At 73.0% G+C, this 20,429-nt stretch carries 21 protein-coding genes; 6 read left to right on the top strand and 15 right to left on the bottom strand.

The window, feature by feature from the left end:
• The 9 genes from NCC78_RS11740 to NCC78_RS11700 all read right to left on the bottom strand — a co-directional run.
• Positions 1–1,341: polyamine aminopropyltransferase (locus NCC78_RS11740; protein WP_250794293.1), on the bottom strand; the 1,341-nt coding region annotated here is incomplete at its 3' end.
• Positions 1,338–2,114 carry a hypothetical protein gene (locus tag NCC78_RS11735; RefSeq protein WP_250794291.1) on the bottom strand — a complete coding sequence of 259 codons (777 nt, stop codon included), beginning with the start codon at positions 2,112–2,114 and terminating at the stop codon, positions 1,338–1,340. The genes NCC78_RS11740 and NCC78_RS11735, both read right to left, overlap by 4 nt.
• Entirely contained in the window at positions 2,114–2,536 is a 423-nt protein-coding gene (locus NCC78_RS11730) for a DUF350 domain-containing protein (RefSeq protein ID WP_250794282.1), read from the bottom strand. The genes NCC78_RS11735 and NCC78_RS11730 overlap by 1 nt, the downstream gene beginning before the upstream one ends.
• A 61-nt stretch (positions 2,537–2,597) precedes the next feature.
• Entirely contained in the window at positions 2,598–3,023 is a 426-nt protein-coding gene (locus tag NCC78_RS11725; protein WP_250794281.1) for a DUF4247 domain-containing protein, read from the bottom strand.
• On the bottom strand, positions 3,020–3,526 hold the full coding sequence (locus NCC78_RS11720) for a DUF2617 family protein (protein ID WP_250794279.1): 507 nt from the start codon (positions 3,524–3,526) through the stop codon (positions 3,020–3,022). Before NCC78_RS11720 ends, NCC78_RS11725 begins: the two co-directional genes overlap by 4 nt.
• The gene (locus tag NCC78_RS11715) at positions 3,526–4,149 is read right to left on the bottom strand and encodes a DUF4178 domain-containing protein (protein WP_250794277.1); all 624 of its coding nucleotides are present in this window, start codon (positions 4,147–4,149) and stop codon (positions 3,526–3,528) included. Before NCC78_RS11715 ends, NCC78_RS11720 begins: the two co-directional genes overlap by 1 nt.
• A 117-nt stretch (positions 4,150–4,266) precedes the next feature.
• Complete coding sequence (locus NCC78_RS11710; protein WP_250794275.1) at positions 4,267–4,647, bottom strand: hypothetical protein; 381 nt, start codon at positions 4,645–4,647, stop codon at positions 4,267–4,269.
• A 135-nt stretch (positions 4,648–4,782) separates the two neighbouring features.
• A complete protein-coding gene (clpB, locus tag NCC78_RS11705) occupies positions 4,783–7,374 on the bottom strand; it encodes an ATP-dependent chaperone ClpB (RefSeq protein ID WP_250794273.1) in 2,592 nt (863 codons plus the stop codon).
• An 85-nt stretch (positions 7,375–7,459) separates the two neighbouring features.
• A complete protein-coding gene (locus NCC78_RS11700; protein WP_250794271.1) occupies positions 7,460–8,113 on the bottom strand; it encodes a TetR/AcrR family transcriptional regulator in 654 nt (217 codons plus the stop codon).
• 84 nt (positions 8,114–8,197) lie between these two features.
• On the opposite strand from NCC78_RS11700, the gene NCC78_RS11695 reads away from it, so the two are divergent.
• From NCC78_RS11695 to NCC78_RS11680, 4 genes are all read left to right on the top strand, one after another.
• Positions 8,198–9,334, top strand: a complete 1,137-nt coding sequence (locus NCC78_RS11695; RefSeq protein WP_250794269.1) for an epoxide hydrolase family protein — start codon at positions 8,198–8,200, stop codon at positions 9,332–9,334.
• A 200-nt stretch (positions 9,335–9,534) separates the two neighbouring features.
• Positions 9,535–10,035, top strand: coding sequence for a cation:proton antiporter regulatory subunit (locus NCC78_RS11690; protein WP_250794267.1), 501 nt, complete (start codon positions 9,535–9,537; stop codon positions 10,033–10,035).
• A 7-nt stretch (positions 10,036–10,042) separates the two neighbouring features.
• Entirely contained in the window at positions 10,043–11,248 is a 1,206-nt protein-coding gene (locus tag NCC78_RS11685; RefSeq protein WP_250794265.1) for a cation:proton antiporter, read from the top strand.
• Positions 11,249–11,429: 181 nt separating this feature from the next.
• Positions 11,430–11,861, top strand: a complete 432-nt coding sequence (locus tag NCC78_RS11680; RefSeq protein WP_250794264.1) for a hypothetical protein — start codon at positions 11,430–11,432, stop codon at positions 11,859–11,861.
• Between the two features lie 15 nt (positions 11,862–11,876).
• Here the strand turns inward: NCC78_RS11680 and NCC78_RS11675 are convergent, their stop codons facing one another.
• Entirely contained in the window at positions 11,877–12,521 is a 645-nt protein-coding gene (locus NCC78_RS11675; protein WP_250794262.1) for a TetR/AcrR family transcriptional regulator, read from the bottom strand.
• Positions 12,522–12,594: 73 nt separating this feature from the next.
• On the opposite strand from NCC78_RS11675, the gene NCC78_RS11670 reads away from it, so the two are divergent.
• Entirely contained in the window at positions 12,595–14,826 is a 2,232-nt protein-coding gene (locus tag NCC78_RS11670) for an MMPL family transporter (protein WP_250794260.1), read from the top strand.
• Positions 14,827–14,895: 69 nt separating this feature from the next.
• Here NCC78_RS11670 and NCC78_RS11665 read toward each other — a convergent pair whose 3' ends face one another.
• The 5 genes from NCC78_RS11665 to dnaK form a co-directional block, all read right to left on the bottom strand.
• On the bottom strand, positions 14,896–15,093 hold the full coding sequence (locus NCC78_RS11665) for a hypothetical protein (protein WP_250794258.1): 198 nt from the start codon (positions 15,091–15,093) through the stop codon (positions 14,896–14,898).
• A gap of 139 nt (positions 15,094–15,232) precedes the next feature.
• On the bottom strand, positions 15,233–15,670 hold the full coding sequence (locus NCC78_RS11660) for a heat shock protein transcriptional repressor HspR (protein WP_250794256.1): 438 nt from the start codon (positions 15,668–15,670) through the stop codon (positions 15,233–15,235).
• Positions 15,671–15,716: 46 nt separating this feature from the next.
• Positions 15,717–16,901 carry a molecular chaperone DnaJ gene (gene dnaJ, locus NCC78_RS11655; protein ID WP_250794255.1) on the bottom strand — a complete coding sequence of 395 codons (1,185 nt, stop codon included), beginning with the start codon at positions 16,899–16,901 and terminating at the stop codon, positions 15,717–15,719.
• 82 nt (positions 16,902–16,983) lie between these two features.
• Positions 16,984–17,715, bottom strand: coding sequence for a nucleotide exchange factor GrpE (grpE, locus tag NCC78_RS11650; RefSeq protein WP_250794253.1), 732 nt, complete (start codon positions 17,713–17,715; stop codon positions 16,984–16,986).
• Positions 17,716–17,762: 47 nt separating this feature from the next.
• The gene (gene dnaK / locus NCC78_RS11645) at positions 17,763–19,613 is read right to left on the bottom strand and encodes a molecular chaperone DnaK (RefSeq protein ID WP_250794250.1); all 1,851 of its coding nucleotides are present in this window, start codon (positions 19,611–19,613) and stop codon (positions 17,763–17,765) included.
• Positions 19,614–19,808: 195 nt separating this feature from the next.
• On the opposite strand from dnaK, the gene NCC78_RS11640 reads away from it, so the two are divergent.
• Positions 19,809–20,429, top strand: a 621-nt coding sequence (locus tag NCC78_RS11640; RefSeq protein ID WP_504919931.1) for a GTPase domain-containing protein, incomplete at its 3' end; no start/stop codon positions are given.

Here is a 20,429-nt window from a genome sequence, read left to right as displayed (position 1 = left end):
CACGTGGTACGGCGTGGTGGCGAAGCCGGCCTCCCGCAGCGACGCCTCGATCGACCAGTACGACCGGGGCGCGAAGTACGGCGAGCCGGACTGCACGACCAGCCGGCCGCCCTCGGCGAGCACCGAGCGGACCAGCGCGTAGAACTCGACCGTGTAGAGCTTGGCGGTGGCCGTCTCGTCCGGGTCCGGCAGGTCCGCCACCACCGCGTCGAACCGCCCGGCGGCGGTACGCAGCCAGGAGAACGCGTCGGCGTGCACCACCCGGACCCGCGGGTCGTCCAACGCCCCGGCGTTGAGCCGGCGCAACTGCGGCTCGGCGCGGGCCAGCGCCACCACCGCCGGGTCCAGGTCGACCACGGTGATCCGCCGGACGTCCGGGTAGCGCAGCAGCTCGCGCACGGCGAGGCCGTCCCCCGCACCGAGCACCAGCACCTCGCCACGCGCGCCGTTCAGCACCGGGTGCACCAGCGCCTCGTGGTAGCGGTACTCGTCCAGCGAGCTGAACTGGAGGTCGCCGTTGAGGAAGAGCCGCAGGTCGGTGCCGGTGCGACCCGGTTCGGCCACCGAGCGGGTGAGCACGATCTCCTGGTAGCGGCTGCGTTCGGCGTGCACCACCGGGTCCCGGTAGAGCTGCTGGCGGGCGGTCAGCTCGAAGTCGCGGGCGGTCACCCAGGCGTAGGAGAGGCAGAGGGCGACCACGAGGGAGCCGGCGGTGAGCGCGACGCGGGCCCGGCGGCTCAGCTCGCGCCGGAAGACCGTGCAGACCAGCGCGAGCCCGGCGGCGGCGTTCACCGCGCCGACCACCAGCGCGCCCTTGAGCTGGCCGAAGACCGGCAGCAGCAGGAACGGGAAGGCCAGCCCGCCGAGCAGCGCGCCGACGTAGTCGGCGGCGAAGAGGTCCGCCACCGCGCTGCCGGCGGCCTGCTCCCGGATCCGTTGCAGCAGCACCATCAGCAGCGGGATCTCCGCGCCGATCAGCAGCCCGAGCACGAACGCCGTGCCGACCAGCGCCGGGCCGTAGAGGTCCAGCCAGGCGAAGGCGGCGTAGAGGCCGAGCACGGAGAGCCCGCCGAGCAGGGCCAGGGCCAGCTCGACGGCGGCGAACGCGGCGGCGGCCCGGGACTGCAACGGCTTGGCGGCGAGCGCGCCGACGCCCATCGCGAAGACCATCACGCCCAGCACGATCGACGCCTGCCCGACCGTGTCGCCGATCAGGTAGCTGCCCAGGGCGACCAGGGCCAGCTCGTAGACCAGGCCGCAGGCCGCGCAGACGAAGACCGCGACGAGCACCGCCGCGCGAGCCAGCCGCCACCGGGCGGGCGCCGGCGCGTCGACGGTCACGGTTCCTCCGGCGTACGCCCGGCGGCCGCCTGCGGCGCCTCGGCCCGGCGCTGACGGCGGCGCTGCACGACCCCGACGGTGACCAGCAGGGCGGTGAGCAGCAGCAGGCCGGCGGCGGCGACCAGGTGACCCCAGCGGTCCCGCCACAGGTCGCTGCCGGCGTCGGGCAGCGGGGCCGGCGGGGTCGCCGGGGCGGCCGTGACCACCGGGGCGGCGCTGGCCAGGCCCCGCTCGGCGACCAGCAGCGGCAGGCTGACCGCGGCCCGGGTGACCGCCCAGCCCGGGTCGTCGAGCAAGGCCTCGTCGGTGATCCCGAGCCGCGCCAGCCCCTGGTCCATGGTGAGCAGGTCAGTCCCCTCGAATTCGCCGGACCCGTCGACGGAGACGTAGGCGGAGTCCTCGGACTCGCTGCTCTCCGGCGTGTACGAGACGTTCCCGACGACCTGTAGCCAGCGGGGGCACTGCGGGTTGTCCGTGACGGTCACCCCGTCACCGAGGTTGGAGCCCACGCTGACCGTCGCGCCCTGGCCGTCCTCCAGCCGCCAGCCGTAGCAGACGCCCTGGCTGTCCCGGGCCTTGCGCAGGAGCGGCACGGTGTCGGACCGCTCGGTGGCGGTGGGCGGCGGCACGACGGTGCTGTCGTCGTTGTCGGCCAGCGCGCCGGCCAGGCAGACGCCGCCGAGGACGACGGCGGCGGAGCCGATCGCGAAGCCCTTCCAGGCGTTGCTCCTCCCGGCCCGGGCGGTCCCCTTCGCCGGGTTCACGGCGGCCATCAGCTGATCGCGGCGGCGATGATCGCGCCGGTGGCGAGGTGGACGACGGCGGAGACCCAGACCGCCGGATGCGGCTGCGGGTCGACGAGGAGCTCGCCGAGCCGGCCCGGGGTGGCCGCGTCCAGCAGCATGAACGCCGCCGCCATGATGACCAGGCCGAGGATCCCGTACGCGGCCGCGCCGACGATGCCGAGCACGAAGTCGTCCTCGCTGGCGGCGATCGCGGCGACCACGATGATGCCGACACCGGCCAGGTTGGACGCGAGCAGCAGCGCGGCGTTGCGGTTGCGGTCGGTCCAGATCAGCTCGTTGAGCCGGCCGGGCGTGGCGACGTCCACCAGGACGTAGCCGATGCCCATCAGCAGGACGCCGACCACCCCGTAGGCGAGGGTGACCAGCAGGTCGGTGACGAGGGTCTGCACAGTGGGGCTCCTGGGTGAGGGGGTCGGTCCGCCGCTGCGTGGGGGCGCCCGGCGTCGGTGGTCACTTGCCGCTGCCGGGGCCGCCGCCCCGGACGGTGCTGCCCCGCCCCCAGCCCCAGTGGCTGCCCACCGTGGAGTGGTAGCGCGGGTAGGCGGTGCCCAGGCGTTCCAGCAGGATCAGCGAGCCGGTGGCGATCGGCAGGATCACCACCGAGTCGTCGTCGTAGCGCAGGTAGACGCCGCTGCCGTCGACGTACTGGTCGGCCGGCTGCCAGGCGTCGGTGACCTCCTGCGCCACCTGGCTCGGCCTGCGGGGCGAGGTGTAGGCGATCGCGTCGCCGCCGACGTCCCGGCTCGTCGCCCGGGTGTACCGGTCCTCGACGAAGCCGCGCGGCGAGAAGCTGCCGTAGAAGATCGCGAAGGCGGCGACCAGCGCGCCGATGACGGCGAACGCCACCCCCACCACGAACCAGCGTCGGTACGTCATCGCAGTGCCACCACCGTCTCGGTCAGGACCAGCTCGTTGGTCTGGGGGTACGCGTGCCAGGTGCGCCAGCCGAGGGAGCCGCCCGGCGGGTCGGGGCGGACCGACAGCGCGGTCACCGCGTCGACGTCGCCGGGGAAGACCCCGACCAGCGCGTACGGATCGTCGGCCAGGTCGGCGCGGAGGGCAGCGACCCGGTCGATCAGCCCGGTGCCGTCGGGCCGCAGCACGGTGGCGGTGAACCGGTAGCCGTTCGCCTCGTCGTGCACCGTGCCGGGCAGCTCGGGCGGGCGGCCGGGCAGGCAGGCGACCGTCTCGGTGAGCGTCGTGCCGGGCGCGCGGAGGATCACCTGGTGCGAGGCGCCGAGCAGCCGCAGCCGCAGCCGGACCGTGCCGGGCAGCGCCAGGTCGAGCACGTGCAGCGCGGGTCGCTCCACGTCGTCGAGCGCCAGGCTCAGGTCGGCGGCGCTGGTGTCGACGTACGGGGCGGCGAGGGTGACGAGCATCAGTCGACCTCGGCCTGCGGGTAGATCATCACCTCGGTGCGGTGCAGGCGCTCGCCCCGGGCCACCTCCCAGCCCGCCTCGCCGTACGCCTCGAAGGAGAGCCGGGCACCACCGGGCGCCTGGTAGTCGTGGTACCGCATGGTGCCGCTCGGGTCCAGGCCGGTGGTGCCGACGGCGGTGTAGCGGGCCTGGCCGGACTCGTCCCAGGTGTACCGGCGGCCGGCGAAGTCGAGCGTCGGTGCGCCCGGGGTGACGGTGGCGCCCGGCTCCGCCTCCCAGAGCACCAGTTCCAGTTCCGGGTCCTCCTCCACGGAGAGCCAGCGCCGCACGTCGTGGGCGTCGTCGAGCAGGTGCTCGGCCCAGCTCCAGCCGCCCTCGACCAGGCGGATCGAGCCGCGCACCGCGTACGACACCTGGCGGATCTCCACGATGTCGCCGGGCTTCAGGCGGCGCGGATCACCGCGCAGCGCGTCGGCGTCGCGGTCGCGCAGCGGGTCACCGGGCGCCGGTCGGCCCGGAGCCCGCCGCTGCGCTCGCGCGAGGGCCACCAGGGCGATCACCACCCCGGCCACCCCGACCAGACAGCCCACCGCCGTCAGCAGGTACGCCACCGACTCGCTCACCGACCACCCCCAGGTACGTCGGCGGAGACGGTAACAACCCCGCGCACGCCGGGAAACCGCCCGCCTCAGGGTGAGGGTACGACCACCAGCCGCGCTGGCGGAGGGGTCGGCGGGGGATCACGCCTGCGCGGGCCGCTCCGCCGCGTACTCGCGCAGGGTGGTGCGGCCCATGACGCAGCCGGTGAAGGTGCCGAACTCGGCCGGGTCGTCGCGCAGGGCCGCCCACGCCGCCCGGCCGGCCGCCGGGTCGAGTTGTTCCAGCAGGGTGGCCGCGTAGACCCGACCGGCCGGGGAGCCCGTGTCGAGCAGGCGGTCGACCTGCTCGCGTACGTCGTCGGGGTGGTCGGCGAGCGCCGCCCGCACCCGCCGGTACGCCTCGGTCACCGGCAGCAGCGTCCCGGCGATCCCCACCCCGCCGAACGCCACCGTGTCGGCCTGCCGGAGTTCCTCGACGGCCGCCTCCAGCTCCCGGTCCCTCTTCTTCCCGATCCCGAACATGCCCCCATCCTTTCCCCGTCACCGCCACCTCCACCCCTCCCCACGTCGATGACCATGAGGTTGGCGGCGCTCGACGAGATCGAAGTCGCCGCCAACCTCATGATCGACACCGGGAGCCGGGTGGGGTGGGGTGGGTTAGGCGGGGGTGACCGTTAGGGAGTGGTTGGCGTCGGAGAGGTCGACCTTGACGGTGTCGCCGTCGCGGATCGTGCCCGACAGCAGGGCCCTGGCCAGCTGGTCGCCGATGGCGGACTGGACGAGGCGGCGCAGCGGACGCGCGCCGTAGATCGGGTCGTAGCCGTGTTCGGCGAGCCAGACGCGCGCCGGCTCGGTGATCTCCAGGGCCAGCCGGCGGTCGGCGAGACGCTTGCGCATCCGCGCCAGCTGGATGTCGACGATCGATCGCAGGTCGTCGCCGCGCAGCGCGGCGAAGACCACGATGTCGTCCAGGCGGTTGAGGAACTCCGGCTTGAAGTGCGACCGGACCACCGCCAGGACGCCCTCCCGGCGCTGCTCCTCGGCCAGCGTCAGGTCGCTGATCACCGACGACCCGAGGTTGGAGGTGAGGATCAGGATGGCGTTGCGGAAGTCCACCGTCCGGCCCTGGCCGTCGGTGAGCCGACCGTCGTCGAGCACCTGGAGCAGGATGTCGAAGACGTCCGGGTGGGCCTTTTCCACCTCGTCCAGCAGGATCACCGAGTACGGCCGGCGGCGCACCGCCTCGGTGAGCTGACCGCCCTCCTCGTAGCCGATGTAGCCGGGCGGGGCACCGACCAGGCGGGCGACGGAGTGCTTCTCGCCGTACTCGCTCATGTCGATGCGGACCATGGCCCGCTCGTCGTCGAAGAGGAACTCGGCGAGCGCCTTGGCCAGCTCGGTCTTGCCGACACCGGTCGGGCCGAGGAAGAGGAAGCTACCGGTCGGGCGGTCCGGGTCGGCGACCCCGGCCCGGGCGCGGCGGACCGCGTCGGAGACCGCACCGACCGCCTCGGCCTGGCCGACCACCCGGGAGGCCAGCGACTCCTCCATCCGGAGCAGCTTGGCGGTCTCACCCTCCAGCAGCCGACCGGCGGGGATGCCCGTCCAGGAGGCGACCACGGCGGCGATGTCGTCGGCGCCGACCTCCTCCTTAAGCATCGCGCCGTCGGCCTGGAGCCGGGCAAGCTCCTCCTCGGCCTGCTTCAGCTCGACCTTGAGCGCGGGGATGCGGCCGTAGCGCAGCTCGGCGGCGCGTTCCAGCTCGCCGTCGCGCTCGGCCCGCTCGGCCTCGCCGGAGAGCCGCTCCAGCTCCTCCTTGGCCGTGGAGAGCTTGGTGATGTGGCTCTTCTCCAGCTGCCAGCGGTCGGAGAGCGCGGTGAGCTGCTCGCGCTTGTCGGCCAGCTCCTTGCGCAGCCGCTCCAGCCGCTCGGCGGAGGCGGCGTCCGGCTCCTTGGCCAGCGCCATCTCCTCGATCTCCAGCCGGCGCACCGCCCGCTCGATCTCGTCCACCTCGACCGGCCGGGAGTCGATCTCCATCCGGAGCCGAGAGGCCGACTCGTCCACCAGGTCGATCGCCTTGTCCGGCAGGAAGCGGTCGGTGATGTACCGGTCCGACAGCGACGCGGCGGCGACCAGCGCGGCGTCGGTGATCCGTACGCCGTGGTGCACCTCGTAGCGCTCCTTGAGGCCGCGCAGGATGCCGATGGTGTCCTCGATGGTCGGCTCGCCGACCAGGACCGGCTGGAAGCGGCGCTCCAGCGCCGGGTCCTTCTCAATGTGCTCGCGGTACTCGTCCAGCGTGGTGGCGCCGACCATCCGCAGCTCGCCGCGGGCCAGCATCGGCTTGAGCATGTTGCCGGCATCCATCGAGCCCTCGCCCTTGCCGGCGCCGACGACGGTGTGCAGCTCGTCGAGGAAGGTGATGACCTGCCCGTTCGAGTTCTTGATCTCCTCCAGGACGGACTTGAGCCGCTCCTCGAACTGGCCCCGGTACTGCGCGCCGGCGACCATCGCGCCGAGGTCGAGCGAGACCAGCTTCTTGTCCCGCAGCGACTCGGGCACGTCGCCCGCGACGATCCGCTGGGCCAGGCCCTCGACGATGGCGGTCTTGCCGACGCCCGGCTCACCGATCAGCACCGGGTTGTTCTTCGTCCGACGGGAGAGCACCTGGATCACCCGGCGGATCTCCGAGTCCCGGCCGATCACCGGGTCGATCTTGCCGTCCCGGGCGCTGGCGGTCAGGTCGACGCCGTACTTCGCCAGGGCCTGGTAGGTCTGCTCCGGGTCGGCGGTGGTGACCCGCCGGTCCCCGCCGCGCACCGACGGGAAGGCGGCGACCAGGTTCTCCTCGGTCGCGCCGGCGGCCTTGAGCGCGTTCGACACCGTGCCGCCCACCCGGGCCAGGCCGGCGAGCAGGTGCTCGGTGGAGGTGTACTCGTCGCCCAGCGGCCGGGCGATCTGCTCGGCGGCGCCGATGGCGTTGACGAACTCGCGGGCCAGCGTGGGCTCGGCGATGCTGGAGCCGCGCGCGGCGGGCAGGGCCTCGACCGAGCGCTGGGCGACCCGGCGCAGCTCGGCGGGGTCGGCCCCGGCGGCGCGCAGCAGGCCGGCGGCCGTCGAGCCCTCGGTGTCCAGCAGTGACAGCAGCAGGTGCCAGGGCTCCACGGTGGCGTGACCGCGCTGGTTCGCCAGCGCGACGGCACCGGTGATGGTCTCGCGGCTCTTGGTGGTGAGACGTTCCGTGTTCATGGGCTCCCCCGGATCGGCGTGTCCACTGGTATGGACACAACCAGAGTTGAGCGTATTCCACTCAACCTCAGCGCTGTGACGCCCCTCACTCTCGGCGCCGCCACCGCCAGTCGAACTCCCCGGCCGCCGGGGGCGGGCCGGGCAGCGGGTCCGCGTCGGCCGCCGTCGACAGGCCGGCCAACAGCACCGCGAGCTGGCGGCGGCGCAGCTGCCCGGTCCGCTCCGGATCGGGTACGCGCACCGCGGCGCACCCCTCCAGCAGCAGCCCCAGATCCTGCACCACCGCGTCGGGGCGCAGCCGCCCGCTGGCGTGGGCCCGCTCGACCAGCGCGGTGGCCAGCTCGCCGGCGCGCACCGCGTCCCGGCCCATCTCCTCGGTCGGGGTGAAGGTGCCCGCCAGGTGGACGGTGAGCGAGTGCACGTCGGCGTCCACCACCCGGGCCAGGAACCCGACGAACGCGGCCCAGTCGTCCGGCTCGGCGAGCGCCGCCTCGGCCTCGGCGATGTAGCGGCGCAGCCCGTCGTGGCAGAGCTGGCGCAGCAGGTCCTCCTTGCCCGCGTACCGCCGGTAGAGGGCGCTGATGCCGACACCGGCGCGTTCGGCGACGGCGGCGATCGGCGCCTTCGGGTCGTCGAGGAAGACCGCGCGGGCCGCTTCGAGGATCACCTCGTCGTTGCGGGCGGCCTGGGCGCGCCGGCCGGCCAGGGGCGCGGCGGTCTTTCCGGTGGGGGTCGACATGTCCTCAGGATAACAGTGGAACGGATCATTCCGGTCTGCTATCGTGGCAGCAGAACGAAACATTCCGTTCCGAAGGAGTCCGAGATGACCGGCACCGCGATCCGCCCGTTCCGCGTCGAGATCCCGCAGACCGCCCTCGACGACCTGACCGCCCGGCTGGGCCGCACCATCTGGCCCGCCGAGCTGCCCGGGGCCGGCGACGCGTACGGCCTGGGCAACGACCGGGTGCGCGCGCTGGCCGACCGCTGGCGGGACGGGTTCGACTGGCGGGCCGTCGAGGCCCGGCTGAACGCCCACCCGCAGTTCGTCACCGAGATCGACAGCGAGCAGATCCACTTCCTGCACGTGCGGTCGTCCCGGCCGGAGGCCACCCCGCTGGTGCTCACCCACGGCTGGCCCGGCTCGGTGCTGGAGTACCTGGACGTGATCGAGCCGCTCACCGAGCCGACCGCGCCGGACGCGCCGGCCTTCCACCTGGTCATCCCGTCGCTGCCCGGCTTCGGCTTCTCCGGACCGACCCGCAGCGCCGGCTGGAACCGGTACCGCACCGCCCGCGCCTGGGCCGAGCTGATGAGCCGGCTGGGATACGACCGTTACGGCGCGGTCGGCAACGACGCCGGCTCGATGGTCGCCCCGGAACTCGGGCGGATCGACCCGGAGCACGTGGCAGGGGTGCACGTCACCCAGCTCTTCTCGTTCCCCTCCGGCGACCCGGCCGAGTTCGCCGGGCTCTCCGAGGCGGACCAGGCGGCGCTCAAGCACCTCCAGTGGTTCTACGAGAACAAGTTCTCCTTCAACCAGGTGCACAGCCAGCAGCCGCAGACCCTCGCGTTCGGGCTCGCCGACTCGCCGGTCGGGCTGCTGGCCTGGAACACCCAGCTCTTCGACGAGAGCCTGGACGCCGACTTCATCCTGGCCAACGTGGCGGTCTACTGGTTCACCGGCACGGCCGCCTCGGCGATCCGCTTCTACTGGGAGGACGCGCACGCCGGCGAGCCGCCGACCGGGCCGACCACGGCGCCGACCGCGCTGGCCATGTTCCCCGGGGACTTCCAGTCCATCCGCCGCTTCGCCGAGCGGGACCACGCGAACATCGTCCGGTGGGCGGCGTACGACACGGACGTCCACGGGCGGGGCGACGTCGGTGGCCACTACGCCGCCCACCAGGCCACCGACGTGCTGGTCGCCGACATCCGCGAGTTCTTCGCCAGCCTGCGCTGACCCGCGCCTGCTCCGCTGCCCGCCCCGCTCCGCCGGGGCGGGCAGCCGCGCGTCCGGGGAGCCGGTTCGCCCGGCCCTGCTGATCCGGCAGGCCGAGGCTTGTCGCATCGAACAGAAGCAGACCTCCGCGAGAACTGCCCTCCAGGAGCAGAGTTCGACCAAGATCTACGGGAGCGCGATCAGGGGGTAGCCTTGCCGGGGTGCGAGTACGTGTCGAGCAGACCGCCCTGCCGGGTATCGGAGTCCGTCACGACCTGATGACCGAGTCTGGACGCCGCCTGGGTGTGGTCTCCCACCGCAATGGCCGCCGTGACCTCGTCCTGTACGACCCGGACGATCCCGACTCCTGCCAGGCCGACATCCCGCTGACCGACGACGAGGCGGAGGCGCTCGCCGACATCCTCGGCGCGTCGCTGATGCTCGGTCAGCTCTCCGGGCTACGCGAGCAGGCCGCCGGGCTGCTCACCGAGCAGGTGGCCATCCCCGCGGGCTCGAAGTACGTCAACCGGAAGCTCGGTGACACCAAGGCGCGTACCCGCACGGGCGCCTCGATCGTGGCCGTGCTGCGCCACGGTGAGGTGATCGTCTCGCCGGAACCGTCCTTCCGCTTCGCCGCCGGTGACGTGGTGGTCGTCGTCGGGACCCGCCAGGGTCTCGACGGGGTGACCGCCATCCTCGCCGACAGCGACCCGGACGGCTGAGCCGCGGATGCACGAGACGACCACACTGCTCATCGAGGTCGGTGCGCTGCTGTTCCTGCTCGGGCTCCTCGGGCGGCTCAGCCGACGGATCGGGCTCTCACCAATCCCCCTCTACCTGCTCGCCGGCCTGGTCTTCGGGCACGGCGGCCTGCTGGAGTTCAAGGCCAGCGAGGAGTTCTTCGCCGTCGGCGCCGAGATCGGCGTGATCCTCCTGCTGGTGATGCTCGGCCTGGAGTACTCGGCCGGGGAACTCGTCGGCAACCTCCGCTCCGCCGCCCCCGCCGGGCTGATCGACGGGGTGCTCAACGCGCTGCCCGGCGCCGCGTTCGCCCTGCTGCTCGGCTGGGACTGGGTGGCCGCGGTCGTGCTCGCCGGCATCACCTGGGTCTCCTCCTCCGGGGTGATCGCCAAGGTCCTCGCCGATTTGGGCCGGCTCGGTAACCGGGAGACCCCGGTGATCCTGTCGGTGCTCGTCATCGAGGACCTGGCGATGGCGCTCTACCTGCCGCTGCTCACCGCGGTCCTGGCCGGCACCGGCCTGATCGGCGGCGGGATCGCGCTCGGTGTCGCGGTCGGCGCCGTGCTGGTGGTGCTGGTGGTGGCGATCCGCTACGGCACGATGATCTCCTCGGTGATGTCGGCCAAGGACCCGGAGGCGCTGCTGCTCGGGGTGCTCGGGCTGACCCTGCTGGTGGCCGGCGTCGCGGCGAAGCTCCAGGTCTCCGCCGCAGTCGGGGCGTTCCTGGTCGGCATCGCGCTCTCCGGCCCGGTCGCACACCACGCGACGCAGCTGCTCACCCCGCTGCGCGACCTCTTCGCCGCGGTGTTCTTCCTCTTCTTCGGGCTGGTCACCGACCCGCGGGACATCCCGCCGGTGCTGCTGCCGGCGCTCGCGCTGGCCGTGGTCACCATGGCGACGAAGACGCTCACCGGCTACCTCGCGGCCCGCCGGGTGGGCATCAAGGAACCCGGGCGCTGGCGGGCCGGCCTGGCGCTGGTGCCACGCGGGGAGTTCTCCATCGTCATCGCCGGGCTCGCGGTGGCCGCCGGCAGCGTGGAGCCGAAACTCGCGGCGCTCGCCACGGCGTACGTGCTGATCACCGTGGTGACCGGGCCGATGCTGGCCCGGTTGCCCGACTTCGACTGGTTCAAGCGCTGGCTGCGGCGGCGGGCCGCGGCCCAGCGGGCCGAACCGGCACCCGTCGCGGACTGACCGCCGTCACTGTTCGACGGCCGAGTCGGCCGTACGGTCGGCCCGGCCCGGGCCAACGGTTGCCGAATTGCTGCCTCAGGGGTCTACCGCTGGTCAGCGAGCCGGGTTACCGTTTCGCCCCAGCAGCCAGGGCATCGCGGTGGCCGGGGTCCCGCGAGGCGCGAGAGCGGAAGGTTGGCCGGTGAGCGTGCAGGAGTCGACGTTCCACGGCTTCGCCAACCCCGTGGACCCGTCCGCGACGGAGTTGCGGGCGTGGGCCTACCAACCCGACTCGGTGCCGCTGGCCTCGATGCCACCGGACTGGGACCTGCTCGTCTCCGGCGACCGGCTGGTGACGACCCTGTTCGACCTGGCCATGGACCCGGCCTGTCCGGCCCGCCGGTTCGCGCTGCACTGCCTCTACATCTACGCCGCCGACGGCATCCGGACGAACTTCCGCGCGCATCCGAAGCGGCGCTTCCGCAAGCTGGTCGAGCAGGCCGAGCGCGCCGGTGACGAGCTGATGCGGACGTGGGCGCACAACAGCCGGGTGCTGCTGGCCCGGCCGGAGCTCTTCGTCTACCGGGACTGGTGCGAGGGCGGCCTGGTCCGGGAGAACCGCCGGATCGGCTGAGGCGTCACCGCCGGCTCACTCCCGCGCGGCCGCACCGATGCCGCGCACCGCGACGTCGACCGCTCGCCGCAGCTCTGCCAGGACCCGCTCGGGATCACCGGCGAGCAGCTCGTCGACCCGGTCCGACCCGTCGACGATCGAGATCATCGTGTTGACCACGGCGCCGACCAGGGCACCCACCGTGGCGGCCGCCTCGACCCGGTCCAGCCGCTCGGGAAACGCCGAGTGCAGCCGCACGGCCAGGCGCTGCTGGGCCGAGAGCAGGCGTTGCAGCGCGGCGCCCTGCACGGCCGGCACCGAGGAGATCAGGCGCAGCCGCAGCGGGGCGGCCCGGCCGAACGCCGCGCCGAAGCGCTCAGCGCGGTCGAAGATCGTGCTCATCGCCCGGACCAGGACGTCCACCGGCTCGTCCGTCGGGCCACGCTCGTCGATGATCGCGAAGGCCAGGGCGAGCCGCTCCTCCGTGTCGGCGAAGAGGATCTCCTCCTTGCTCGGGAAGTAGCTGAAGAAGGTGCGGGTGGAGACGTCCGCGCCGGCGGCGATGTCCGCGATCGTCGTCTCGTCGTACCCCCGGCGCGCGAAGAGTTCCAGCGCGGCCGTGATCAACGCCTGCCGGGTGCGTTCCTTCTTGCGCTCCCGCAATCCTTGCCCGGTCACCATCCCGACAGGTTACTGCACCCACTGTCTTACTTCACTCGTTGCAAGTTTGCATTCAATGTGCTTTTCTTGCGACATGGAACGGATCCTCGAGCGCCTCGGTCGGGCCACCGCCGCCCACCCCCTTCGCACCCTCGGTCTCTGGTTGCTCGCCGCCGTCGCCCTGCTCGGGGCGGGACAGGCCGTCGGCGGAAGCTTCGTCAACGACTTCCGGATCCCGGGGGCCGAGTCGCAACAGGCGGCCGACCTGGCCCGCACGGCCTTCCCGGCGTACGGGTCGGCCAGCGCCGAGGTGGTCTGGCACAGCCCCGACGGCGACCTGCGGGCGCCGGAACGGCGGTCCGCCATCGCGGCGATGACCGCCGCCCTGCGCGAGCAGCCCGACGTCACCGCGGTCGAGGACCCGTTCGCCGGCGCGGGGGTGCTCAGCCCCGACGGTCGTACCGCGATCGGCACCGTGCGGTACGGCCGGGAGGTCGGCGAACTCGGCCCGCAGGCGTACCACCGGCTGGACGCGGCGGCCGAGCAGGTACGCGATCGGGGCGTCGAGGTCACCTTCCGAGGGCTCGCCGTCGACCTGGCGTTCGAGCCGGAAACCGGCCCGGCGGAGGCGGTGGGGCTCGCGGTGGCGCTGCTGATCCTGCTGGTGGCGTTCGGGTCGGTGGTCGCCGCCGGACTGCCCGTGCTGGTCGCGCTGGCCGGCCTGCTCGTCGGCACCGCGCTGATGCTGGTCACCGCGGCGCTGGTCGAGATCCCCAGTGCCGCCCCCATCGTGGCGGTGATGCTCGGGCTCGGCGCCGGCATCGACTACGCGCTCTTCGTGGTCACCCGGTTCCGCGGGCACCTCGCCGAGGGTCTGGCGCCGGTCCCGGCCGCCGGACGGGCGGTGGCGACGGCCGGGCACGCGGTGCTCTTCGCCGGGGCGACCGTCGTGGTGGCGATCCTCGGGCTGCTCTTCACCGGCATCCCGTTCGTCGGCGCGATGGGCGTCGCCGCCGCGCTGACCGTGAGCGTCATGATGATCGCCGCCCTCACCCTGCTCCCCGCTCTCCTCGGCCTCCTCGGCCACCACGTCAACCGCTGGCACCTCCCCCACCCGACCCCGACCCCGACCTCGGGCGCGGTCCCGGCCTCCGCGTCGGTGATCAAGAGGTTTGCGTCCGGATCGGGGCCGGATTCCGACGCAGACCTCTTGATCGATATCGGGGGGACGGGCGGGGGGACGGGGTGGGAGCGGTGGGGGCGGCATCTTGAGCGGCGGCGGGTCGCGTACGCGGTGGGGGCGGGGGTAGCGCTGCTGGTGCTGGCGGCGCCCCTGCTGAGCCTGCGGCTGGGCACGCCGGACGACGGGAACCAGCCGGAACGGTGGCCGCAGCGCCGCGCGTACGACACCGTGCAGCGCGAGCTCGGCCCGGGCTGGAACGCCCCGCTGGTGCTGGCGGTGCACCGGCCGGGTGGAGCGCCGAGCGACACCGGGCTCGACCGGCTGGCCGGGGCGCTCGCCGCCGACCCCGCGGTCGCCCTGGCCACCCCGCCGGTACGCAGCGCCGACGGGACCCTGGCCCTGTTGACCGTGGTGCCCCGGCACGCCCCGCAGGACGAGCAGGTGACCGATCTGGTGCACCGGATCCGGCGTACCGTCGGGCCGGCGGCGCTCGCTGGCGACGGCGCGCGGGTGGCGGTCGGCGGCCAGACCGCGTACATGATCGACATGGCCGACGCGGTCGCCCGCCGGCTGCCCTGGGTGGTGCTCGGCGTGGTGCTGGCGGCCGGGCTGCTGCTGGTGGCGATGTTCCGGGCGCCGCTGATCGCGCTGAAGGCCGCCCTGATGGCGCTGCTCTCGATCGGCGCCGCCTACGGCGTGGTGGTGGCGGTCTTCCAGTGGGGGTGGGGACTGTCCCTGCTCGGGGTGGACCGGCCGGTGCCGATCATGTCCGTCGTGCCGATGCTGCTCTTCGCGATCCTCTTCGGACTCTCGATGGACTACGAGGTGTTCCTGCTCTCCTCCGTGCGGGAGGCGTACTGGCGGACCGGCGACCCGCACCAGGCGGTGGTGACCGGCCTGGCCGGCACCGGGCGCGTGATCACGGCGGCGGCGACCATCATGGCGGCGGTCTTCATCAGCTTCGCCAGCATCGAGGACACCCTGGTCAAGATGATTGGAATCGGACTGGCCACCGCCGTGCTGGTCGATGCGACCCTCATCCGGGTGGTGCTGGCCCCGGCGGTGCTCGGCATGCTCGGCCACCGCGCCTGGTGGCCCGGCGACAGTCCCTCGGGCACGACCCGCGTCCCGGCCCGCCCCTGACGGCGAACGGGCCGGGACCCCCCGTGGGTCCCGGCCCGCACGTCGGCGTACCGGTCGTCAGCCGACCGGTCAGCGCCGTCTCCGGCGGCGGGCGTCGTCCCGTCCCTTGTCGACGCCATGGTCGACTTGGTCGGCGAAACGCCCCTCGGTGAGGTTCTCGCGGAAGCGCCCCCCGGCGAGCTTGTCGAACTTCGCCCGGATGTTGTGGGCCAGCCTGTCGAGCCGGTCCTCCGTCTGCTGGGCCATCTGCTTCGCGGGTTCCGCCACCGCTCCCCCTAGCCATGCCGGTAGGCCCGATTTGAGCGGATAGGCCCGTGATTGACACGATAACGGAGCCGGCCCGGTGCGCGCCGGAAAACGGCGAGCGGACCGGGCCGGCGAAGCGGTCTGGCGTGTGCGGCGGTGGTCAGCGGTCGGGGCCCCGGCGGGGACGCCAGACCACCAGCGCGGTGGAGGTGCGGTTGGTGGGCACCAGGTCGCTGCCGGGGAAGCGGGCCAGCGACTCCAGTTCGGCGATCCGGCGGTACGCGGCGTCCAGTTCCGCCTCCAGCCGGGCCACCCGCTGCTGCGCCTGCTCCAGCAGCCGCTCCAGGCCGATGATCCGCTTGACCCCGGCCAGGTTGATCCCGTCGTCCTGGCTGAGCCGCTGCACCTCGCGCAGCAGCACCACGTCCCGGACGCTGTAGCGGCGTCCGCCGCCGGCGGCCCGGCCGGGCTGCACCAGCCCCAACCGGTCGTACTGGCGCAGGGTCTGCGGGTGCATCCCCGCCATCCGCGCCGCCACCGAGATCATCAGCACCTTCGCCTCGTAGGCAGGGTCACCCGAGCCGACGAACTCCGACATCCCGCTCACCTCCGCGTGCACTCCACCGAGCCGACTGACCACCGGGTCAACTGAACCGACGCACCCGCGCGTCGAGATGTTCCCGGGCGGCCGGCGGGGTCTGCTCGGCGAAGCTCTGCAACGCCGCGCGCGCCTCGTCGGACACCCGGGCGGGCACCACGACGTCGAGCGTCACCAACAGGTCGCCCGCCTGGCCGTCGCGGCGGACCACCCCCTTGCCCCGCGCCCGCAGGATCCGGCCGCTCGGCGTGCCTGGCGGGACCCGCAGGGTCACCGCGCCGTCGAGGGTCGGCACCCGCAGGTCGGTGCCGAGCACCGCCTCCGCGAACGTGATCGGCACGGTCAGCGTGAGGTCGTCGCCGGTACGCCCGAACAGCTCGTCCGGCCGCACCTTGACGTGGACGAAGAGGTCGCCGGCGGGACCGCCCCGCTCGCCGGGTTCACCCCGCCCGGTCAGGCGGATCCGCTGGCCGTCGGCCACTCCGGCCGGGAACCGGACGTTGAGCGTGCGGGTCTTGGTGACCCCGCCCGTGCCCTGGCACTCGGGGCACTTCTCCTCAACGACGGTGCCCACGCCCTGACAGTTGCGGCACGGCTCGGAGAAGCTGAACGACCCCTGGTTGCGGGTCGTCACCCCCGCGCCGTGGCACACCGGGCAGGTGCGTGGCTGGGTGCCGGGCCTGGCCCCGTTGCCGTGGCAGGTGTCGCAGACCCCGGGGGCGCGCAGCGTCAACGGAAGGGTCACCCCGCGCACCGCGTCGCCGAAGTCGAGCGCCACCTCGGTCTCGACGTCCCGGCCCCGGGCCGGGCCACGGGGCGCCGCCCCGCCGCCGCCACCACCGGAGAAGATCGAACTGAACAGGTCCTGGAAGCCCGCCCCGCCGAAGCGGCGGTCGCCGCCCCCGGCGGTGGCGCCCCCGAACAGGTCGGAGACGTCGAACGGCACCCCGCCGGGTTGGCCGGCGCCACGGGCACCGCGCCGGAACGCACTCGAGCCGAAGAGCGAACGCAGCTCGTCGTACTCGCGCCGCTTGGCGTCGTCGCCGAGCACCGCGTACGCCTCGGAGACGGTCTTGAAACGCTCCTCGGCCTTCGGGTCACCGGGGTTGTGGTCGGGGTGCGACTCCCGCGCCAGCTTCCGGTACGACTTCTTGATCTCGTCGGCGGAGGCGGTCTTCTCCACGCCCAGCGCGGCGTAGTAGTCCTTCTCGATCCAGTCCTTGGAACTCACCGGTCCACCCCCTCCCCACCGAGGTCCGGCCGTCCCGCCCGCCCGGTGGGGGCGGACGGGACGGTCCGGTCGTCACTTCGCACTATTCCGGGTCGGCTACCGCGACCAGCGCCGGCCGCAGCAGCCGCTCACCGATCTGGTAGCCCCGGCGCATCACCTGCACGCAGGTGGGCTCGCTGACCTCAGCGGAGACCTGGTGGGCCACCGCCTCGTGCCGGGTCGGGTCGAACGGGTCGCCCTGCTCGCCGAACGGGGTCAGCCCGAACTTGCCGAGCGCCGTGGTGAGCTGCTCGGCAACCGTGCCGAACGGCCCGACCAGGTCGCCGTGCTCGCGGGCCCGGTCCAGGTCGTCGAGGATCGGCAGCAGCGCGGCGAGCACCGCGCCGGTCGCCTGCTCGGTGACCAGTCCCCGGTCCCGGTCCACCCGCTTGCGGTAGTTGGCGTACTCCGCCGACACCCGCTGCACGTCCCGGGTCCGCTCGTCGAGCTCGGCCCGCAGGGCCTCCAGTTCGGCGCCGAGCCCGGCGCCGTCGCCGACCGCCTGCGCCGGCGCGTCCACCACCGGCGGGCCGTCCACCGAGGTGGTGTCGACCTCGATCTCGTCGACCACGACCTCGGCCTCCTCGACCAGCCCCTCGGCCGGGACGTCCGTCCCGGCGTCGGCGGCGGCCGCGTCCTGCTGGTCGCTGTCGGTGATCCTGCGGTTGTCGCGGATGACGACCCGCGGCCCGTCGCCGGCCTGCTCGGCGGGCGCGGAGCCACCCGGCGCCGACCCGGTGGAGTCCGGGTCGGCGGCTCGTGGCTTCTGCGTCATGGGGCTACCTCATCCCTCTGCCGTGAATCCGTGTCCGGGACGGAAGGTCACTTCTTGTCCTCGTCCACGATCTCCGCGTCGACCACGTCGTCCGGGCCGCCGGCCTGCGGGCCACCGGTCGCGCCGCCCGTGGCGCCCGCGCCGGCCTCGCCCGGCTGCTCGCCCTGCTGGGCGTAGAGCAGCGAACCGGCCTGCTGGGAGACCTGCGCCAGCCGCTCGTGCGCCGACTTGATCTTCTCGATGTCCTGACCGCCGAGCGCGCCGCGCAGCTCGCCGAGGGCCTCGTTGATCTGGTCGCGGTTCTCGCTGGGCAGCTTGTCGCCGCTCTCGGCGAGGAACTTCTCGGTCTGCCACTGGAGCGCCTCGGCCACGTTGCGGGTCTCGGCGTCGTCGCGGCGGCGCTTGTCCTCCTCCGCGTGCTCCTCGGCGTCCCGGCGCATCCGCTCGATGTCGTCCTTCGGCAGCGAGGAGCCGCCGGTGATCGTCATCTTCTGTTCCTTGCCGGTGCCGAGGTCCTTGGCGTGGACGTTGACGATGCCGTTGGCGTCGATGTCGAAGGCGACCTCGATCTGCGGCACGCCGCGCGGCGCCGGCGGGAGGCCGGTCAGCTCGAAGGTGCCGAGCTTCTTGTTGTAGGCCGCGATCTCCCGCTCACCCTGGAACACCTGGATCAGCACCGACGGCTGGTTGTCGTCCGCCGTGGTGAAGACCTCGGAGCGCTTGGTCGGGATGGTGGTGTTGCGCTCGATCAGCTTGGTGAAGATGCCGCCCTTGGTCTCGATGCCCAGGCTCAGCGGGGTCACGTCGAGCAGCAGGACGTCCTTGACCTCACCCTTGAGCACGCCGGCCTGCAGGGCAGCGCCGACGGCGACGACCTCGTCCGGGTTGACGCCCTTGTTCGGGTCGCGGCCGGTGAGCTGCTTGACCAGGTCGGTCACGGCGGGCATCCGGGTCGAACCGCCGACCAGGATCACGTGCTCGACGTCGGAGATCTTGATCCCGGCGTCCTTCACGGCCTGCTCGAACGGGCCCTTGCAGCGGTCCAGCAGGTCCTGCGTCATCCGCTGGAACTCGGCGCGGCTGAGCGTCACGTCCAGGTGCAGCGGGCCGGCGGCGCCGGCCGTGATGTACGGCAGGTTGATGTTGGTGGTGGTGGCGGCGGACAGCTCGATCTTGGCCTTCTCGGCCGCCTCGCGGAGCCGCTGGAGGGCCATCTTGTCCTGGGCCAGGTCGATGCCGTGCTCGCCGCGGAAGGTCTTCACCAGGTGGTCGATGATCCGCTGGTCCCAGTCGTCGCCACCGAGGTGGTTGTCACCGCTGGTCGACTTGACCTCGATGACGCCCTCGGCCAGCTCCAGCAGCGACACGTCGAAGGTGCCGCCGCCGAGGTCGAAGACCAGGACGGTCTGCTCCTTGGAGCCCTTGTCCAGCCCGTACGCCAGGGCGGCCGCGGTCGGCTCGTTGACGATCCGCAGCACGTTGAAGCCGGCGATCTCACCGGCCTCCTTGGTGGCCTGGCGCTGGCCGTCGTTGAAGTAGGCCGGGACGGTGATCACCGCGTCGGTGATCTGCTCGCCCAGGTACGCCTCGGCGTCCCGCTTGAGCTTCATCAGCGTGCGGGCCGAGATCTCCTGCGGGGTGTACTTCTTGCCGTCGATGTCGACGGACCAGTTGGTGCCGATCTCCCGCTTGACCGAGCGGATCGTCCGGTCCGGGTTGGTCACCGCCTGGCGCTTCGCGACCTCACCGACGAGCACCTCGCCGTTGCGGGCGAACGCGACGATCGACGGGGTCGTCCGCGAGCCCTCAGCGTTGGCGATGACGGTGGGCTCACCGCCCTCCAGGACGCTGACGCAGGAGTTCGTCGTGCCGAGGTCGATACCGACCGCACGTGCCATCTTCGCTTCCTCGCTTCGTAACGTTGAGCAGGTGACGGGCACCGCCCGCAGCGCACCCACCACAAGTTGAGTGAACTTGACTCAATAGTGCCACGCCTCCGGAAATCGTCAAATCCGGGTTGAGTCGAGCAGACGCAACCCCCGTTTGCTACCGACCGGTTGTCTTCCCTTGCATCGGTCGGGCACGCTTTAGCGGTGACGACGCACGGCGATTCCGCCACCCAGCCCGGCGCGCCCGCCGTCGCAGCCCGCACCGGCCCCACGGACGCCGGGGAGGACCGGCCCGCCACCACCGGGGACGACAGCCTGCCCGCCGCACTGGCCGGCCTGCGGGCTGCGATCGACGGCGCCCGGTTCCCGCTCGCCCTGCCCTCCGCCGAACCGGCCCGACGCACGGCCGCGGGCCTGACCGACCAGCTCGACGACTACCTGCTGCCCCGGCTGCGCCGGCTCGACGCGCCGCTGCTCGTGGTGGTCGGCGGGTCCACCGGCGCGGGCAAGTCGACCCTGGTCAACAGCCTGGTGCAGGCGCGGGTCAGCGCCGCCGGGGTGCTCCGGCCGACCACCCGCTCCCCGGTGCTGGTCTGCAACCCCGCCGACTCGGCCTGGTTCCGCCAGGGCGAGCTGCTGCCCGGCCTGACCCGCACCACCGAGCCCAGCGAGGACCCACGCACCCTGCAACTGGTCACCGCCCCGGCGCTGCCAGCCGGGCTGGCCTTCCTCGACGCGCCCGACATCGACTCGGTGGTCGACGCCAACCGGGCCCTGGCCGGGCAGCTCCTCGCCGCCGCCGACCTCTGGCTCTTCGTCACCACC

This window comes from Micromonospora phytophila, from assembly GCF_023656545.1.
Lineage (GTDB): Bacteria > Actinomycetota > Actinomycetes > Mycobacteriales > Micromonosporaceae > Micromonospora > Micromonospora phytophila.
This window is presented reverse-complemented; position numbering and strand designations above follow the sequence as displayed.

Excerpts from the sequence above, each read along its gene's own strand:
- NCC78_RS11695 (WP_250794269.1), top strand. The coding sequence starts at position 8,198 with ATGACCGGCACCGCGATCCGCCCGTTCCGCGTCGAGATCCCGCAGACC.
- clpB (WP_250794273.1), bottom strand. The coding sequence starts at position 7,374 with ATGAACACGGAACGTCTCACCACCAAGAGCCGCGAGACCATCACCGGT.
- dnaK (WP_250794250.1), bottom strand. The coding sequence starts at position 19,613 with ATGGCACGTGCGGTCGGTATCGACCTCGGCACGACGAACTCCTGCGTC.
- NCC78_RS11670 (WP_250794260.1), top strand. The coding sequence starts at position 12,595 with ATGGAACGGATCCTCGAGCGCCTCGGTCGGGCCACCGCCGCCCACCCC.
- NCC78_RS11725 (WP_250794281.1), bottom strand. The coding sequence starts at position 3,023 with ATGACGTACCGACGCTGGTTCGTGGTGGGGGTGGCGTTCGCCGTCATC.
- NCC78_RS11685 (WP_250794265.1), top strand. The coding sequence starts at position 10,043 with ATGCACGAGACGACCACACTGCTCATCGAGGTCGGTGCGCTGCTGTTC.
- NCC78_RS11675 (WP_250794262.1), bottom strand. The coding sequence starts at position 12,521 with ATGGTGACCGGGCAAGGATTGCGGGAGCGCAAGAAGGAACGCACCCGG.
- grpE (WP_250794253.1), bottom strand. The coding sequence starts at position 17,715 with ATGACGCAGAAGCCACGAGCCGCCGACCCGGACTCCACCGGGTCGGCG.
- NCC78_RS11710 (WP_250794275.1), bottom strand. The coding sequence starts at position 4,647 with ATGTTCGGGATCGGGAAGAAGAGGGACCGGGAGCTGGAGGCGGCCGTC.
- NCC78_RS11720 (WP_250794279.1), bottom strand. The coding sequence starts at position 3,526 with ATGCTCGTCACCCTCGCCGCCCCGTACGTCGACACCAGCGCCGCCGAC.
- NCC78_RS11700 (WP_250794271.1), bottom strand. The coding sequence starts at position 8,113 with ATGTCGACCCCCACCGGAAAGACCGCCGCGCCCCTGGCCGGCCGGCGC.
- NCC78_RS11735 (WP_250794291.1), bottom strand. The coding sequence starts at position 2,114 with ATGGCCGCCGTGAACCCGGCGAAGGGGACCGCCCGGGCCGGGAGGAGC.
- NCC78_RS11660 (WP_250794256.1), bottom strand. The coding sequence starts at position 15,670 with ATGTCGGAGTTCGTCGGCTCGGGTGACCCTGCCTACGAGGCGAAGGTG.